We start from the raw sequence: 17,281 nt of genomic DNA, 5'->3' as shown, positions 1-17,281 counted from the left end.
AGTGTACATGATTCAATCACAAAATAGTCAGCGAACTATCACAACTCCCACTGGCAGGATCTCTTGACTGGCTTGGCGACAAGCTTTTAACACTGGAATCGATAATGGCGCGCTTTTTTAAGCCTGAGAAAAAGAAAAAGGTTGAGCAAAAGCATCAACTGCTGACCATAGAACGCTTGGACCATCATGGTGACGGAGTGGGTTTTTTGCAGAAAAAACCTGTTTTTGTCCCGGGAACCTTGCCCGGCGAACAAGCCTTGGTGCAATTGACCGAACAAAAGCGTCAATATGCGCGCGGTCAATTAATTAAGTTGGATAACCAGGCCGCGCAGCGTATTGAGCCTGGTTGTCCTCTTTACCAACAGTGTGGGGGCTGTAGTCTTCAACACTTGGATCACCAAGCACAGGTCGCACACAAGCAGCAAACGCTCAATGAGTTGATGCAAAAATTTGCAGGTGATGAGATAACGCTGTCAACGCCGATAGAAGATGCGGCTTGGCATTATCGTCGTCGTGCGCGGATCAGCTTGCAGGTGGATAAAAAAGGGGCATTGGCGATGGGATTTCGCGCCCGTCAACGAAGCGCGATCATCACAGTGAATCAGTGCCCGGTGTTAAGCGCACCACTCAACCGCCTCCTGTCTAGCTTACGCCCTTGTTTAGAAAGCCTGCGTGGCCGTCGTGTATTGGGACACTTAGACGTCATTGACGCTGACAACACATCAGTGGTCTCACTGCGTACCACTAAGGGCTTGCACAACGACGATCGCCACGCGTTAATGGCGTGGGCACAGACGCAAGACTGCACACTGTATTTGTATCAAGGCGACATGGCACCGGAGCGCCTTGTCGGGCCTGCGCCCTATTATAATGTGGCAGGTTGTCAATTGGCGTTTGCGCCCAGTGACTTTATTCAAGTCAATGCGAAGGTCAACCAAGAAATGGTAGGGCAAGCACTTGACTGGCTCGCCCTTGAGCAAGACGATCGCGTGTTGGATCTTTTCTGTGGCTTGGGTAACTTTAGCGTGCCAATGGCTAAGCGTGTGAAACATGTGGTAGGCATTGAAGGTGTGCAAGCTATGGTGGACCAAGCAGCGAATAACGCGGCAAAAAACGGCTGTGAGAACGCCGAGTTTTACCAAGCTGACTTGAACAGTGACGCGCTGATGGGTGAATGGGCGCAACAGGATTTTACCAAAATCTTACTCGATCCGGCACGTGCGGGGGCTGCTGGTGTCATAGACTTTGTGGCACAATCTAAGGCTTCACATATTGTGTATGTGTCTTGTAACCCTGCCACGCTAGCACGTGATGCGCGCGTATTGCTCGATAATGGCTATCAGCTGGTCACGCTTGGTATGTTGGATATGTTTCCACAAACAGGACACATGGAGTCGATGGCTTTGTTCATGCCTGTCACCAAACGGTTGGCATAATACAAGTTTGGCCCTCGTGGCCTGTCGATACGGATACGCCTCTCTTGTCACTCGAGAGATAAGGATAGGAACGGTTATGGTTGCGGTACGAGAAGCCCACCTACACGAAGACGAAGCGTTTGATCTCAATACCTGGGTTCAACGGTTAGGGCAAGATCCCTCAACCACTCAGGCGTTGGTAGATGGTTATCAATACTGCCGAACATTGAGCGACGATGAAGCCGTGCTCAGCCAGCCACTATGGCGTGGCCGGGAGATGATTGAAATCCTCGTCACCTTGAGCATGGATGCTGATACCTTATTGGCAGCCCTGTTTTTCCCCGTGGTTGAGGCGGAGCTTATCAGCCTCGATACCCTTGCGGACGCTTACTCAACCTCTATCGTCAAACTGATAGAAGGGGTACAACAGACGGCGGCCATTCGCCACTTAAATACCCAAACCGAGACAGAAGCGACCTCGTCTCAGGTTGATAACGTACGTCGTATGCTGTTATCGATGGTCGAAGACTTTCGCTGCGTGGTGATCAAGCTGGCGGAGCGCATCTGCCATTTACGCGAAGTGAAAGAGGCGGAGGAATCTGTCCGCCAACAAGCGGCAAAAGAGAGCGCCAACATTTATGCCCCCCTGGCTAACCGGTTAGGCATTGGTCAGTTAAAGTGGGAGTTGGAAGACTACGCGTTCCGTTACCAGCATGCGCAAACCTACAAACAAATCGCCAAGCAACTCGCGGAAAGACGGATTGATCGCGAAAATTACATCACTGATTTTGTCGACGATCTGCAGCAGGCGATGGAAGCGTCCAACATCAATGCGCAAGTTTATGGTCGCCCCAAACACATTTACAGCATCTGGCGTAAAATGCAGAAAAAGAACCTGCAGTTTGACGAGTTGTTTGACGTGCGTGCGGTACGCATCATCGCAGAAGAGCTACAAGATTGTTACGCCGCGTTAGGGGCCGTGCACACCAAATTCCGCCATCTGCCCAAAGAGTTTGATGATTACGTCGCCAACCCGAAACCCAATGGTTATCAATCCATTCATACTGTGGTGCTGGGGCCGGAAGGTAAACCGGTAGAAATTCAAATCCGCACCAAACAAATGCACGATGATGCAGAGCTTGGGGTCGCTGCACACTGGAAGTATAAAGAAGGGGCGGCCAGTGGGCGCAGTGGGTACGACGAGAAAATTACCTGGCTGCGTAAACTGTTGGCATGGCAAGAAGAAATGTCAGACTCGGGTGAAATGCTCGATGAGCTGCGCAGCCAAGTGTTTGACGACCGGGTTTATGCCTTTACCCCGCGCGGCGATGTCGTGGACTTACCCAGCGGCGCCACGCCGTTGGATTTTGCTTACCATATTCACTCCGAGGTAGGGCATCGGTGTATCGGAGCGAAAGTGGAAGGGCGTATTGTCCCGTTCACTTATCACCTTCAAATGGGCGACCAGGTAGAAATCATTACCCAAAAAGAGCCCAACCCCTCGCGAGATTGGCTAAACCCCAGCCATGGCTTTGTGAATTCGAGCCGGGCACGCGCCAAAATCAATGCTTGGTTCCGCAAACAGGATAAAGATAAGAACATTGCCGCGGGTAAAGAGATTTTGGATACCGAGCTGCAAAAAATCGGTGGTACCAGCAAAGACGCTCAACTCGCGCTCAAACGCTTTAATGTGAATACACTGGATGAGCTCTACGCGGGAGTTGGTAGCGGTGATTTGCGTATTAATCAGGTGGTTAACCATATCAATGGCCTGATTAACAAGCCAAGTCTTGAAGAAGAAGAGCAACAGCTTTTAGAGAAGCTGCAACAAAGTGAGCAAAAGCCGAATACGGGCAAGGCGCACCGTGATGCAGTGGTTGTGGAGGGGGTTGATAACTTAATGACTCACCTTGCGCGTTGTTGTCAGCCATTACCCGGTGATGAGATCAAAGGTTTTGTCACCCAAGGGCGGGGTATCTCTGTGCACCGCGCTGATTGTGAGCAACTCAACGAACTGAGTCATCACGCGCCCGAGCGCATTATTGCCACGGTTTGGGGTAAAGGGCACATTGGTCAGTACCATGTGCGGATCCGCTTATCTGCCAATGAGCGTACCGGGTTGGTCAAAGACATCAATACCGTGCTCAGCAATGAAAAAGCACGCGTAGCGGGCATGCAAAGTCGCGTGGATTACAAAAAACAAATGTCTATTATGGATTTTGATTTAGAAATCTCCGATCTCGACACCCTGAGCCGCGTGGTTAACCGGCTTGAACAAGTAAAAGATGTGGTCGAGGCCAAACGTCTTCGCTAATCATCCTTCGCCCTGTCTCGACAGGGCGTTTTTTTAGAAGGAATGCTTTTATGGCTCCTATCGAGCAATTACTGACCATTATGGCTACCTTACGTGATCCCGACAAAGGTTGTGATTGGGACAACGCGCAACACTTCGCCTCCATCGTGCCTCATACGCTAGAAGAAGCCTATGAAGTGGCGGATGCCATTGAACGTGAAAACTGGTCAGACCTAAAAGATGAGCTCGGTGACCTACTTTTTCAAATTGTGTTCTACAGTCAATTGGGGCGGGAAGAAAACCATTTTGATTTTGAGGATGTGGTGCGCGGCATTTGCGACAAACTCATCCGTCGTCATCCTCATGTTTTTGGTCCCAAAGATGCGCAGGGAAAGCCTTTAATGGCACCAGATTGGGAAGGTATCAAAGCGAAAGAGCGCGCCGAGAAATCGTCCTCTGTGCAACCGGAAAGTGTGCTCGATGGGGTGACACAAGGCTTACCCGCCTTAATACGAGCGTATAAATTGCAAAAGCGTTGTGCACGTGTGGGCTTTGATTGGCCGACTGTCGCCCCTGTGATAGATAAAGTGCGGGAAGAGATTGAAGAAGTCGAGCAAGAGCTGGCGCAAACTTCTGTCAATCAGGCGCGTGTGGATGAAGAAGTCGGGGACTTGTTATTCGCGGTGGTAAATTTGGCTCGCCACCTAGGGACAGATGCCGAGCAAGCCCTACGCCGTGCCAACCAAAAATTTGAATCTCGCTTTCGTAAGGTTGAAAACCACTTACGTGATAATGAAAAAAACATTCAACAATGTCAGCTAGATGAACTAGAATCGGCATGGCAGGCCGTCAAAAAGGCGAATAAGTAAATATCCTGTAATTGGCATAATTGATTTGTGACAATTAAAAACACCAGGGTGTGTGGTAGCTTTCACATTGTGGGAGTCAATGGGGTCTGGTATCATAATGTCCCGTCCAGAACTTCATTAATTTCCTCTAAATCCAACTCTCAGGTTTAGCATGACGACGAACTACATTTTTGTTACGGGCGGTGTTGTATCCTCCCTCGGTAAGGGTATTGCTGCAGCCTCATTGGCAGCCATTCTTGAAGCGCGTGGCCTTAACGTCACCATCATGAAACTCGACCCTTATATCAACGTGGATCCAGGGACAATGAGCCCTACCCAACACGGGGAAGTATTCGTCACGGAAGACGGCGCAGAGACCGACCTTGATCTCGGCCACTACGAGCGCTTTATCCGCACCAAAATGACCAAGCGTAATAACTTTACCTCCGGTCGTGTGTATGCGGATGTACTGCGCAAAGAGCGCCGTGGAGATTACCTGGGAGCCACCATTCAGGTGATTCCACACATCACCAATTCGATCAAAGACCGCATCATCGCCGGTGGTGAAGGTCACGATATTGCCATTGTCGAAATCGGCGGGACAGTGGGCGACATTGAGTCGCTGCCGTTTTTAGAAGCGATTCGTCAGCTGACCGTTGAAGTCGGCCGCGAACATGCCATGTTTATGCACTTGACTCTGGTCCCTTATTTGGCGGCCGCGGGTGAAGTGAAAACCAAGCCAACGCAACATTCGGTGAAAGAGCTGCTATCGATTGGTATCCAGCCTGATGTACTGGTGTGTCGTAGTGAGCGCCCGATCCCGGCCAATGAGCGCGCGAAAATTGCGCTGTTCTGTAATGTGGCAGAAAAAGCCGTGATCACCATGAAAGACGTAGACTCTATCTACAAAATCCCATCACTCATCCGCTCTCAAGGCTTGGATGATCTGGTTTGCAGCCGCTTTGGCATTGAAGCGGCGGAAGCTGACCTGTCAGAGTGGGAACAGGTCAGCTACGAAGAAGCCAACCCAATGGGCGAAGTGACCATTGGTATGGTGGGTAAATATATCGAGTTGCCGGATGCGTATAAATCTGTCAACGAAGCGTTGAAGCACGGTGGGTTGAAAAACCGTCTCACCGTCAACATCAAGTATGTAGACTCGCAAGATCTTGAAACACGTGGCACGGAAATGCTGCAAGACTTGGATGCTATCTTGGTACCAGGTGGATTTGGTGACCGAGGTGTAGAGGGCAAGATCCTGGCGGCACAATATGCGCGTGAAAATAAACTGCCGTATCTCGGCATTTGCCTAGGAATGCAGGTTGCCCTGATTGAATACGCGCGTAACGTCGCGGGTATGGAAGGCGCAAACTCGACCGAGTTTAACAAAGAGAGTAAATACCCAGTGGTGGGTCTGATCACCGAGTGGGTGGATGAAGAAGGCAAAGTGGAAGAGCGCAGTGAAACCTCTGATCTGGGCGGTACCATGCGTCTTGGCGCACAGCTTTGTCATCTTACGGAAGGGTCTAAAGCACACCAGCTTTATGGCAACACGCAGATCCACGAGCGTCATCGCCACCGTTATGAAGTGAACAACTTATTGCGTCCGCAGCTAGAAAAAGCGGGGCTTTCAATCTCAGGCTTGTCTGCAGATAAAAAGCTGGTGGAGATCATCGAGAACCCTGAGCACCCATGGTTTGTTGCGTGCCAGTTCCACCCAGAATTCACGTCGACACCACGTGATGGTCACCCACTGTTTGCCGGGTTTGTTGCGGCGGCAGGCAAAAAACAGCGCGGTGAGCTATAAACGAGATTCGAGCGGTCGCCTGAACGTAGGCAGCCGCTTTTATTTTTAAAAACAATGACAGACGAGAGGAATCACAATGTCTAAGATCGTTAAAGTTCTAGGCCGTGAAATCATCGATTCACGCGGTAACCCAACCGTTGAAGCTGAAGTACACCTAGAAGGTGGCTTCGTTGGTATGGCGGCAGCACCTTCAGGTGCATCAACGGGTTCTCGCGAAGCGCTAGAACTGCGTGATGGTGACAAGTCACGTTTCATGGGTAAAGGCGTTCTAAAAGCGATTGAAGCGGTTAACGGCCCAATCGCCGAAGCCCTACAAGGTAAAGACGCGAAAGCCCAAGCCGATATCGACCAAGTGATGATCGATCTCGACGGCACTGACAACAAATCTAAATTTGGTGCGAATGCTATCCTGGCGGTGTCTCTTGCTAACGCAAAAGCAGCCGCGGCTGCGAAAGGCATGCCTTTGTTTGAACACATTGCTGAACTAAACGGCACAGCTGGTCAGTTCTCAATGCCTCTGCCAATGATGAACATCCTTAACGGTGGTGAGCACGCGGATAACAACGTTGATATCCAAGAGTTCATGATCCAGCCTGTTGGCGCGAAAACCCTGAAAGAAGCACTGCGCATCGGTGCGGAAGTATTCCACAACCTCGCAAAAGTACTGAAAGCCAAAGGCCTAAGCACTGCCGTGGGTGACGAAGGTGGTTTTGCACCGAACCTAGAATCAAACGCTGCTGCACTGGCTGCGATTAAAGAAGCGGTTGAGCAAGCGGGCTACGAGCTGGGTAAAGACATCACTCTTGCGATGGACTGTGCGGCGTCTGAGTTCTATGACAAAGAGCAAGGCATCTACAACATGAAAGGTGAAGGTAAAACCTTCTCTTCAGAAGAGTTTAACCATTACTTGGCAAAACTGGCTGAAGAATACCCAATCGTGTCTATCGAAGATGGCCTAGACGAGTCAGATTGGGATGGCTTTAAGCACCAAACTGAACTGCTGGGTGATAAACTTCAGCTAGTGGGTGATGACCTGTTCGTAACCAACACCAAGATCCTCAAAGAAGGTATCGACAAAGGTGTGGCGAACTCTATCCTGATCAAGTTCAACCAGATCGGTTCTCTGACCGAAACGCTGGCGGCGATCAAGATGGCGAAAGACGCAGGCTACACAGCCGTGATCTCTCACCGTTCAGGTGAAACAGAAGACGCCACCATCGCTGACTTGGCGGTTGGTACGGCTGCAGGCCAAATCAAAACCGGTTCGATGAGCCGTTCTGATCGTGTGGCTAAGTACAACCAGCTAATCCGTATTGAAGACGCGCTGGGTGAAAAAGCACCATTTAATGGTCTAAAAGAAGTGAAAGGCCAATAATCGGCACTTAAGCACTTTTTGCCAAAAGCCGTCCCGTTTAACGGGGCGGCTTTTTTCATTTAGGAAAACCATGACACCAGCCAGCGGATCCGCTAGCCTATGCGGTTAGTCAATCAGGGTGTGAATACCCTGAGCCGATATTGGAAGGAGTACAGGTATGAGGCTGCTATCGGTTGCACTGTTTCTCACGCTCGTGTGGCTGCAGTACGAACTGTGGCTGGGTAAAAATGGCGTGACAGACTATTGGCAAATTGAAGCCAATGTCGCCGTACAGCAACAAGCCAACCAAAAACTCGTTAAGCGTAACCAGCAAATGTACGCAGAAATTGCGGATTTGAAGCGTGGGCAAGAAGCGATTGAAGAGCGCGCACGCAACGAGCTGGGCATGATAAAGCCGGACGAGACATTTTTCCGATTAGTCGATAAATCCCAGTAACTGACAGCCGTTGACTGGCGGTACAACCAAAGAAGATAACTTGTGGTCGAACAACCCCCTTTGCAGCACAACACCGCTTTACAGCCCGGAATAAGCGCCGTGGTACCTGCCGCAGGTGTCGGCAGCAGGATGCAAGCTAGCTGCCCGAAACAATACCTCCCTCTAGCCGGCAAAATGTTGATTGAGCATACCGTTGAGCGTTTACTCTCTCACCCTGCCGTGGCTGACGTGATCATCGCCATTGGTGCTGACGATAGCTACTTTGCGCACACTCGCTTGAGTGAGCGTCCGAATGTGCGTGTGGTCTTGGGTGGAGCGACGCGTGCCGCGTCGGTGCAAGCTGGACTCGATGTGGTCAATACGCAATGGGTGATGGTGCATGATGCCGCACGCCCTTGTGTGTCGCATGCCGATATCGACGCCTTGATTAGACAGGCGCAATCTCACCCTGATGGCGCCTTACTCGCGGCGCCGGTTAGAGACACCATGAAGCGTGCGGACGCGCAAGGGCAGGTGGCTCACACTGTCGAGCGTGAGGCGCTTTGGCATGCATTGACCCCACAAATGTTTTTAACCCAAACGCTAATCCAGGCACTTAATGTGGCAGGCGATCAGGTGACTGACGAAGCGTCTGCCGTTGAAGCGCTTGGGGGGAAGCCTGTGCTGGTCCCTGCCAGTGCCAGCAACATAAAAGTCACCCACCCTGAGGATAAGTGGTTGGCCGAGTTTTACCTTTCACAACAAGAAGGCAAATCATGATTCGAATTGGACATGGGTTTGATGTACACAAATTTGGTGGTGATGGCCCGGTGATCATTGGTGGTGTGGCTGTGCCTTATGAGCAAGGGTTGCTTGCGCACTCGGACGGTGATGTGGCACTCCATGCACTGTGTGATGCCCTGTTGGGCGCGATTGCTGCCGGTGACATTGGCCAGCATTTCCCAGACACCAGTGATGAGTGGAAAGGCGCCGACAGCCGTATGCTGCTGCGCGACGTTTACCGCAAAGTACAAGACAAAGGCTATTGCTTGGGCAATGCAGATATCACTATCATCGCGCAAGCGCCTAAAATGGGCCCACATATCGACGCAATGCGTGAAACCATCGCCAGTGATTTGTGTGTGACGGTGGATGCGGTTAACGTCAAAGCCACCACCTCAGAGCGTTTGGGGTTTACCGGACGCAAAGAAGGCATTGCCTGTGAGGCGGTGGTGCTATTAAACAAAGAGGCCGTATGACAGACTTACTCGCGCCCTTGGCTTACTTACATGGCCAACCGACACAGTCAGGAACGTTAAAAGCGTCACCGGACGATTTTATTGTCTCAGAATCCCTGGGTTTCACCCCATCAGGTCAAGGTGAACACTTTTTAGTGCGAATTAAAAAGCGTGGTGAAAATACCAAATACGTCGCCAATGAGCTGGCAAAAGCCTGTGGGGTTAGCTCGCGGCAAGTGAGCTGGGCGGGCCTTAAAGATCGTCACGCCGTGACAGAGCAATGGTTCAGTGTTCATTTGCCAGGCAAAGCGGATCCGGATTTAGCGGCGTTTGTCCAAAATCATCCAGGCGTTGTGAGCATTGAAGGGACAGCCCGGCATCAGCATAAATTGCGTCCTGGCGATCTGACCGGCAATCAGTTCACGCTCTGCATTCGTGATCTGGCGTCGCCACAGGCTTTAGTGCCGCGCTTAGCCGCGATAGCCGAGCAGGGCGTGCCCAATTACTTTGGTGCACAGCGCTTTGGCCGTGATGGCAATAATGTTGAGATGGCACGCGCTTGGGGACGTGGAGAGAAAAAAGTCCGTGACAAAAGCAAACGTAGTTTTTATCTCTCAGCAGCCCGGTCGCTGCTGTTTAATCAAGTCGTCTCTGCACGAATAGAGGCGGATGCCTTTACCTCTACCTTGGCGGGTGACCTGTGTCTCGACACGCAGCAGCAAACGTACTTGGTTGAGCAGGCAGGGCAGTGTCATTCTGCGATCACCGGCCCTCTGACCGGCGATAATGCGTTGCCCACTGAGGGGCAAGCACAGCACTTTGAGCAAGCGGTGGTCGACAAAGAGCCTGAGCTATTAGCCGTGATCCGTGATAATCGCATGCGTCATGACCGTCGTGTGTTGTGTTTACTGCCGCAAGAGATGACTTGGACACACGATGCTGACACCTTAACCGTGAGTTTCTTTTTACCCGCGGGCGCATTTGCCACCGCGGTGATGCGAGAGTTAGTCGTCGCGAGCCCACAAGGAGAGCACAATGCGAATATTGATTAGTAACGACGACGGTTACCATGCTCAAGGGATCCAAACCTTGACCGAAGCGTTATCGACCATCGCAGATGTGGTGGTGGCCGCGCCGGATCGTAATTGTTCAGGCGCGTCAAATTCACTCACATTGGAAAACCCCTTACGCGTGCGCGAACTTGGACCTCAGCGTTATGCGGTTCAGGGGACCCCCACAGACTCGGTGCATTTGGCGCTACGGCAATTGGTACCCTGGGAGCCTGATTTTGTGATCACTGGGATTAACCATGGTGCTAACCTCGGTGATGATGTGCTTTACTCGGGGACAGTGGCCGCGGCGACAGAGGGCTTTTTCCTGGGCGCGCCAGCTATTGCAGTCTCACTATGTGGTCACCAACACTTTGAGACAGCTGCACATGTAGTGAAACAATTCTTAGCCAAGAACCAGCGCCATGCCGCGCCCAGTCACCGCCTCATTAATATTAATGTGCCCGATGTGCCAATCGATAGCCTAGAGGGGTGGAAAGTGACACGTCTTGGCGCCCGTCATCATGCCGAAGACGTTATAAAACAAAGCGATCCGCGGGGCAAACCGATATACTGGGTCGGTGCGCCAGGTCAAACCCAAGATGCAGGGCCGGGAACCGATTTTCACGCCATTGCGGCGCAGTACGTTTCTATTACGCCACTGCAGGTAGACTTAACCGCCCATGATACCCTAGGCGTGTTTTCACAATGGTTAAGTGAGTAGGCGGCAAACACGTCATCGTTGGTGAGCCGCATTGAGGCGGCAACCTTTTCAATAGACTTATACTCAGTGATAAAGGAAGCAGACGTTGAGTCAAGCGCAATCACTTATTCAATTTTTGCAGCAACAAGGTGTGACTGACACCGATGTGCTAAACGCCATGCAGGCGGTGCCTCGGCATTTATTTGTCTCTGAAGCCATGACCCACCAAGCTTATGGTAACAATGCGTTACCTATTGGATGGGGACAAACTATTTCACAACCTTATATCGTGGCTAAGATGACATCATTGCTCAATTTGCGACGCGATAGTCGCATTTTGGAAATTGGCACCGGATCGGGTTATCAAACAGCGGTCCTCGCTAACTTGGTTGATCATGTTTATTCTGTCGAGCGGATCAAACCATTACAAATGCTGGCCAAACGGCGCTTAAAGCAGCTAGATATTTATAATGTGTCGACAAAACATGGAGATGGTTGGCAAGGGTGGCCGTCGAAGGGCCCTTATGATGCGATCATGGTAACAGCGGCCGCGGCCCACGTGCCCGACGCGCTGTGCGATCAGCTCAATGATGGCGGCGTGATGCTTATTCCGATTGGTGATGATGAGCAAATATTGATGCGCGTCACTCGCCAAGGCACCACTTTTCACACCGAGACGGTTGAATCGGTTAAATTTGTTCCCCTGGTGGCAGGTGAGCTGGCATAAACTGTCTCAGAGATGGAGCTGTGTTTAAAAACAGATGAAAATCGCGCTTTTTCTGTCACTGTTAGTGGTTATATCTGGTTGTTCCTGGCGAGGGCCGGCACCGGTATCCAGCGTGACACCAGACTATACCAGCGTTGATAGAGGCAGCTATCGCGGCAGTTATTACGAAGTGAAGAAAGGCGATACCCTCTACTATATCGCTTATATCACGGATCGTGATATCGACGACATCATCGAACACAACAATCTACAGCCTCCCTATACCATTTATCCCGGGCAGACACTGGCTTTGTGGAAGCCCGCCTACCAACGCCCTGACGTGGCCCAATCCACATCAGGCGCGACAAATGTGGCCTCTGCCACAACGTCAGCTGCAAGCGCGAGCGTGGCAGCAGCATCTTCTAGAAAAAGCGCCAACCCTAGCAAATTCGAGGAAAAAAAGAAGTCTAAAACCGCGACTGAACGCACAAAAGGCGTTGAATCGGGGTCATCGTCGAGGTACAGTCAAACGAAAGAAAAAAGTAAACAAGCTGTTAACAAGCGGACCGCCAGCCCATCTAACCAACAGATAAGCTGGCAATGGCCAACCAGAGGCCGGATGGTGTCCCGATTTTCTAGCACAGAGCGAGGCAATAAGGGCATAGATATTGCTGGACAACGAGGACAGGGCATTCAGGCAGCGGCAGATGGAAAAGTCGTGTACGCCGGCAGTGCGCTTCGGGGTTACGGTAAATTAATAATAGTGAAACACAATGATGATTATCTAAGCGCCTATGCGCACAACGATAGTTTTTACGTTTCAGAAGGCCAAGCTGTCAAAAAGGGGCATAAAATAGCTTCCATGGGCAGTTCTGGTGCAAACAGTGTTCGGTTGCATTTTGAAATTCGCTACAAAGGAAAATCGGTCAATCCGTTACATTATCTGCCAAAGCGGTAGCACAGGGTAACCAAGGTGATATCGCCGCAGCCACCAATGTGACGGGGCCGGTATAAGCAGAAATGCGTTCTGCTTAGCTGCTACGTCATAAGGGAGGCGCTATGAGCCAAACAAATACCGCAAAGAAACTGGACGGCTTGAACCAAGACGTTGAATTCGACACCGTGGAAGCTCAAGCTGACGAGGTGCTCGAAGAAGTCGAAGAGGCAGTACAGCAACAAGCGGCCACTTCAAAGGCCTCTGATGCCACCCAACTCTACCTCAGCGAAATTGGCTTTTCACCGCTGCTTACCGCTGAAGAAGAGGTGCTCTACGCACGTCGAGCGCTGCGCGGTGACGAGGTTGCTCGCAAGCGTATGATTGAGAGTAATCTTCGCTTGGTGGTGAAAATCTCACGTCGCTATTCTAACCGTGGTTTAGCGCTGCTCGATTTGGTCGAAGAAGGAAACCTCGGCCTGATCCGTGCGGTGGAGAAGTTTGACCCTGAACGCGGCTTCCGCTTTTCAACCTATGCAACCTGGTGGATTCGTCAAACCATTGAACGTGCCATCATGAACCAAACGCGTACCATTCGCCTGCCTATCCACGTGGTGAAAGAGCTGAATGTGTATCTGCGCACGGCGCGCGAGCTGGCGCAAAAGCTTGACCATGAACCGACCGCTGAAGACATCGCGGCGCAGCTTGATAAGCCAGTGGAAGACGTGAACCGGATGCTTCGTCTTAACGAGCGTATTGGCTCTGTGGATAACCCAATTGGCGGCGATTCAGAAAAAGCCTTGCTAGACATCATTCCAGATGAGAAGCAAGACGGCCCAGAGTACACCACACAAGACGATGACATGAAAAAGTCGATTGTGCAGTGGCTACAAGAGCTTAACCCTAAGCAGCGAGAAGTGTTATCACGTCGTTTCGGGCTTTTGGGTCACGAAGCGTCAACGCTGGAAGATGTGGGGCGTGAGATTGGTTTGACTCGCGAGCGAGTACGTCAAATCCAGGTGGAAGGGCTACGCCGCTTGCGCGACATGCTGACGCATCAAGGACTGAGCATTGAATCGCTCTTTAACGTTGAGCAATAAACGCGCTGTCAATCTCGCATCAGTCATAGCGCTAGACTGACAATCATAGACGCAAATGAAGGGACAGCGATGGCTGTCCCTTTTTATTGGCGGTCATGATGGTTCGCAAGATGACGGCGCGGCTGATTAGCGAGATTGCTGTAACGCCTTGAGGGCATAGAGGGCGTCTAAGGCTTGCCGCGGGGTCATCTCATCAGGGGTTAACGCATCGACTGCGTTATCCAGCTCGCTGGGTTCAGGCAGTAAGGCGAGCTGAGCGGGGGCTGGATCACCGACCGTTTGTTCAGCATTAATGGTATGTTGGCCGCTTTGCTCTAGTTGTGCCAGTTTACGCTTGGCGCGCCGAATCACCGGCTTGGGAACGCCAGCGAGGCTCGCCACGGCCAGACCATAAGACTTACTGGCTGCCCCTTCTTGAACCGCGTGCATAAACGCAATGTCATCGCCATGCTCCATGGCATCAAGGTGCACATTCACCAAGCCTTCCATTTGCCCTGGCAGTTCAGTGAGTTCGAAATAATGGGTGGCAAATAAGGTCATTGCCTGGATTTTCTCTGCCAACCATTCCGCGCTGGCCCACGCCAAAGATAAGCCATCGTAGGTGCTGGTACCGCGGCCAATCTCGTCCATCAACACCAAGCTGTTAGCAGTTGCATTGTGGAGAATATTGGCGGTTTCTGTCATTTCCACCATAAATGTGGAGCGGCCGGAAGCGAGATCATCAGAGGCACCAATACGAGTGAAAATGCGATCGACGGGCCCAATGGTTGCACGATCGGCGGGCACATAAGCACCAATATGACTCAGCAAGGTGATCAACGCGGTTTGGCGCATATAAGTGGATTTACCTCCCATATTAGGACCGGTAATGATCAACATTCGGCGCTCAGGACTTAAGGTGATGGGGTTGGGAATAAAAGGGTCAGTCATCACTTGTTCAACCACAGGATGGCGACCGGCTTCAATATTGATCCCCGGTTTGTCGCCAAGGGTGGGGCGATGATAATTGAGTGTATCTGCTCGCTCGGCGAGGTTACATAGTACATCGAGCCCAGAGAGCGCTTCAGAGGCATGTTGCAGCTGGGCCAAGTGTGGCAGTAACAAATCAAACAACTCTTCCCACAAACGCTTCTCTAACGCTAACGCATTAGAGCGAGAGCTTAAGACTTTATCTTCGTGCTCTTTTAATTCGGGGATAATGTAACGCTCTGCATTTTTAAGCGTTTGCCGGCGGACATAGTGTGTCGGCACCCGATCGCTTTGCGCGCGGCTGATTTGGATGTAAAAGCCATGGACTTGGTTATAACCCACCTTCAGAGTATCGATGCCATATTGCTCGCGCTCGCGGGTTTCTAGTTCTTCTAAGTAGCGTGATGCGCCTTCCGATAAGTCGCGCCATTCATCTAGTTCCGCGTTGTAACCTGGCGCAATCACACCGCCATCACGGATCACCACCGGCGGGTTATCGACCACTGCACGGGTGAGCAAATCTTGCAGCTCTGGCATCGGTGTGGTGGCAGTGAGGTAATCGGAAAACGCACCGTGATCCAGCTCGGTAAGCAATGTCTGTACCTCGGGCAGCTGTGCTAATGCGGTGCGCAGCCTTGCCATATCACGCGGACGGGCGGATCGCATTGCCAAGCGAGCCAGTACACGTTCAATGTCGCCGACAGGTTTGAGTGCTGCACTTAATTCCGAGTGTAGGCCACTATCAAGCAATGCCCCGATTGCATCCAAACGTTGGTTGAGTACATGGCTATCGCGTAGAGGTTGATGGAGCCAGCGCTTCAGTAAGCGACTGCCCATCGGCGTCGTCGTCCGATCCAAAACGTCAGCCAGCGTATTGTCGGTGCCGCCAGCGAGGTTTTGGGTGATCTCTAAATTGCGCCGTGTGGCAGCGTCTAACACCACAGCGGTGTCTTGCTGATCTTTGATGATGGCACGAATATGGGGGAGCGCGGTGCGTTGGGTTTCTTTGGCGTACTGCAACACACAGCCAGCGGCACATAGCCCCAGCGTACAGTCTTCCACGCCAAAACCGACTAAATCGCGCGTGCCAAATTGACCGGTCAGTTGACTGCGAGCAGTGTCGAGATCGAACTCCCAAATGGGGCGACGCCTTGCGCCGCGGCTCACCGCAAGTAAATCAGGGTAGGGAAAGTCTTCGGGGTAAAGCAGCTCTGCCGGTTGCGTGCGTTGCAGCTCCGCTTGCATTTGCTCGTAGGTGGCAGGTTCGGTCAGCACGAAGCGCCCTGATGTGATATCTAGCGTGGCAAAACCAAATTGGTCGTTATGACAGGTCAGTGCGGCGACCAAGTTATCAACCCGCTCGCTAAGCAGCGCTTCATCCGATACCGTACCGGGGGTGACGATTCGCACCACCTGGCGCTCAACCGGGCCTTTACTCGTGGCGGGATCACCGATCTGTTCACAAATCGCCACCGGCTCTCCCAGCTGCACCAGCTTGGCTAAATACCCCTCTACGGCATGAAAGGGCACACCCGCCATGGGGATCGGTTCACCGCCTGAGCTGCCGCGCTTAGTCAGCGAGATATCCAAAAGCTGAGAGGCACGTTTGGCATCGTCGTAAAAGAGTTCGTAAAAATCCCCCATGCGATAGAACAGCAGTTCTTCAGGGTGCTGCGCCTTGAGTTTGAGGTACTGTTGCATCATAGGGGTGTGCTTTTCGAGCGCTTGTACTGTCACGACTAGACCTGCAAAATGGAACATTGAAAAGGGTAGGTAGAATACGTGATCGTACGGCAAAGGGTAAAGTTGCGGTACCGGTTTCTTCACCCTAAACAAAAGGAGTGAATGGTGGAACAGTTATTCTCGCTAGCAAAGCAACTCGGCGACGCCTTATTGGATGCGGGCTTAACGGTGACCACCGCAGAGTCTTGCACCGGTGGCGGTATTGCTTACTGCTTGACGGACGTGCCGGGTAGCTCGCAGTGGTTTCAGCAAGCTTGGGTCACCTATAGCAACCAGGCTAAGCATCAACAGGTGCATGTGCCAGACGATTTATTGACCCAATACGGCGCGGTCAGTGAGCCTGTGGTAACGGCCATGGCAGAGGGCGCACTTAATGAGGCTGCCGCTGACTTGGCGATTGCCGTTAGCGGTGTCGCCGGCCCGAGTGGTGGCAGTGCGGATAAACCTGTTGGCACCGTGTGGTTCGCATGGGCTTGGCATGGCGGCGAAACCGACACTGAAGTGTGTCATTTTGAGGGTGATAGGCGCGCGGTCCGTGAACAAACGGTCGTGCACGCGTTGTCACATGCTCTCATGCGCTTGTCTCCGTAACTGGAGGCGTGTCGCATCACAAAGATTTTTTCTATACAGGGCTAGACACTGTATAAATGGACAGTATACTTAGCCCCAATTACTGATAGCTTTCA

The 17,281-nt window shown here is 51.8% G+C and carries 15 protein-coding genes; 14 read left to right on the top strand and 1 reads right to left on the bottom strand.

The annotated features are described in order from the left end of the window. Nucleotides 1-104: 104 nt before the first annotated feature. The 13 genes from rlmD to rpoS all read left to right on the top strand — a co-directional run bounded on the left by rlmD (nucleotide 105) and on the right by rpoS (nucleotide 13,883). Nucleotides 105-1,436 (top strand): 23S rRNA (uracil(1939)-C(5))-methyltransferase RlmD, encoded by a 1,332-nt coding sequence (gene rlmD, locus EHW58_RS04225; protein ID WP_152794948.1) that lies wholly within the window; start codon nucleotides 105-107, stop codon nucleotides 1,434-1,436. 76 nt (nucleotides 1,437-1,512) lie between these two features. Beyond that, nucleotides 1,513-3,729 (top strand): GTP diphosphokinase, encoded by a 2,217-nt coding sequence (relA, locus tag EHW58_RS04220; protein WP_046074093.1) that lies wholly within the window; start codon nucleotides 1,513-1,515, stop codon nucleotides 3,727-3,729. 50 nt (nucleotides 3,730-3,779) lie between these two features. Then, nucleotides 3,780-4,577 (top strand): nucleoside triphosphate pyrophosphohydrolase, encoded by a 798-nt coding sequence (gene mazG / locus EHW58_RS04215; protein ID WP_152794946.1) that lies wholly within the window; start codon nucleotides 3,780-3,782, stop codon nucleotides 4,575-4,577. A 151-nt stretch (nucleotides 4,578-4,728) separates the two neighbouring features. Next, on the top strand, nucleotides 4,729-6,363 hold the full coding sequence (locus EHW58_RS04210) for a CTP synthase (protein WP_046074095.1): 1,635 nt from the start codon (nucleotides 4,729-4,731) through the stop codon (nucleotides 6,361-6,363). Between the two features lie 76 nt (nucleotides 6,364-6,439). Continuing rightward, a complete protein-coding gene (gene eno / locus EHW58_RS04205) occupies nucleotides 6,440-7,738 on the top strand; it encodes a phosphopyruvate hydratase (RefSeq protein ID WP_046074096.1) in 1,299 nt (432 codons plus the stop codon). A gap of 157 nt (nucleotides 7,739-7,895) precedes the next feature. Further along, nucleotides 7,896-8,174, top strand: a complete 279-nt coding sequence (gene ftsB, locus EHW58_RS04200; protein ID WP_046074097.1) for a cell division protein FtsB — start codon at nucleotides 7,896-7,898, stop codon at nucleotides 8,172-8,174. Nucleotides 8,175-8,216: 42 nt separating this feature from the next. Continuing rightward, nucleotides 8,217-8,933, top strand: a complete 717-nt coding sequence (ispD, locus tag EHW58_RS04195) for a 2-C-methyl-D-erythritol 4-phosphate cytidylyltransferase (RefSeq protein ID WP_046074098.1) — start codon at nucleotides 8,217-8,219, stop codon at nucleotides 8,931-8,933. Next, nucleotides 8,930-9,412 (top strand): 2-C-methyl-D-erythritol 2,4-cyclodiphosphate synthase, encoded by a 483-nt coding sequence (ispF, locus tag EHW58_RS04190; RefSeq protein ID WP_077578935.1) that lies wholly within the window; start codon nucleotides 8,930-8,932, stop codon nucleotides 9,410-9,412. The genes ispD and ispF overlap by 4 nt, the downstream gene beginning before the upstream one ends. After that, complete coding sequence (gene truD / locus EHW58_RS04185; protein WP_152794944.1) at nucleotides 9,409-10,443, top strand: tRNA pseudouridine(13) synthase TruD; 1,035 nt, start codon at nucleotides 9,409-9,411, stop codon at nucleotides 10,441-10,443. Before ispF ends, truD begins: the two co-directional genes overlap by 4 nt. Then, the gene (gene surE / locus EHW58_RS04180) at nucleotides 10,427-11,164 is read left to right on the top strand and encodes a 5'/3'-nucleotidase SurE (RefSeq protein WP_046074101.1); all 738 of its coding nucleotides are present in this window, start codon (nucleotides 10,427-10,429) and stop codon (nucleotides 11,162-11,164) included. Before truD ends, surE begins: the two co-directional genes overlap by 17 nt. Nucleotides 11,165-11,249: 85 nt before the next feature. Beyond that, nucleotides 11,250-11,870: a protein-L-isoaspartate(D-aspartate) O-methyltransferase gene (locus EHW58_RS04175; protein ID WP_046074102.1), complete on the top strand. Its 621-nt coding sequence runs from the start codon at nucleotides 11,250-11,252 to the stop codon at nucleotides 11,868-11,870. A gap of 34 nt (nucleotides 11,871-11,904) precedes the next feature. After that, on the top strand, nucleotides 11,905-12,807 hold the full coding sequence (locus tag EHW58_RS04170) for a peptidoglycan DD-metalloendopeptidase family protein (protein ID WP_152794941.1): 903 nt from the start codon (nucleotides 11,905-11,907) through the stop codon (nucleotides 12,805-12,807). Between the two features lie 101 nt (nucleotides 12,808-12,908). Next, nucleotides 12,909-13,883 (top strand): RNA polymerase sigma factor RpoS, encoded by a 975-nt coding sequence (rpoS, locus tag EHW58_RS04165; protein WP_046074104.1) that lies wholly within the window; start codon nucleotides 12,909-12,911, stop codon nucleotides 13,881-13,883. A 126-nt stretch (nucleotides 13,884-14,009) separates the two neighbouring features. Here the strand turns inward: rpoS and mutS are convergent, their stop codons facing one another. Next, on the bottom strand, nucleotides 14,010-16,613 hold the full coding sequence (gene mutS, locus EHW58_RS04160; protein ID WP_227486508.1) for a DNA mismatch repair protein MutS: 2,604 nt from the start codon (nucleotides 16,611-16,613) through the stop codon (nucleotides 14,010-14,012). A gap of 87 nt (nucleotides 16,614-16,700) precedes the next feature. On the opposite strand from mutS, the gene EHW58_RS04155 reads away from it, so the two are divergent. Next, the gene (locus tag EHW58_RS04155; RefSeq protein WP_046074216.1) at nucleotides 16,701-17,186 is read left to right on the top strand and encodes a CinA family protein; all 486 of its coding nucleotides are present in this window, start codon (nucleotides 16,701-16,703) and stop codon (nucleotides 17,184-17,186) included. Nucleotides 17,187-17,281 lie beyond the last annotated feature (95 nt).

It is taken from the genome of Salinivibrio sp. VYel1, from assembly GCF_009377945.1.
GTDB classification, from domain to species: Bacteria; Pseudomonadota; Gammaproteobacteria; order Enterobacterales; family Vibrionaceae; genus Salinivibrio; species Salinivibrio siamensis.
The sequence above is the reverse complement of the archived record's forward strand: the minus strand, read 5'-3'. Positions and strand labels throughout refer to the sequence as shown.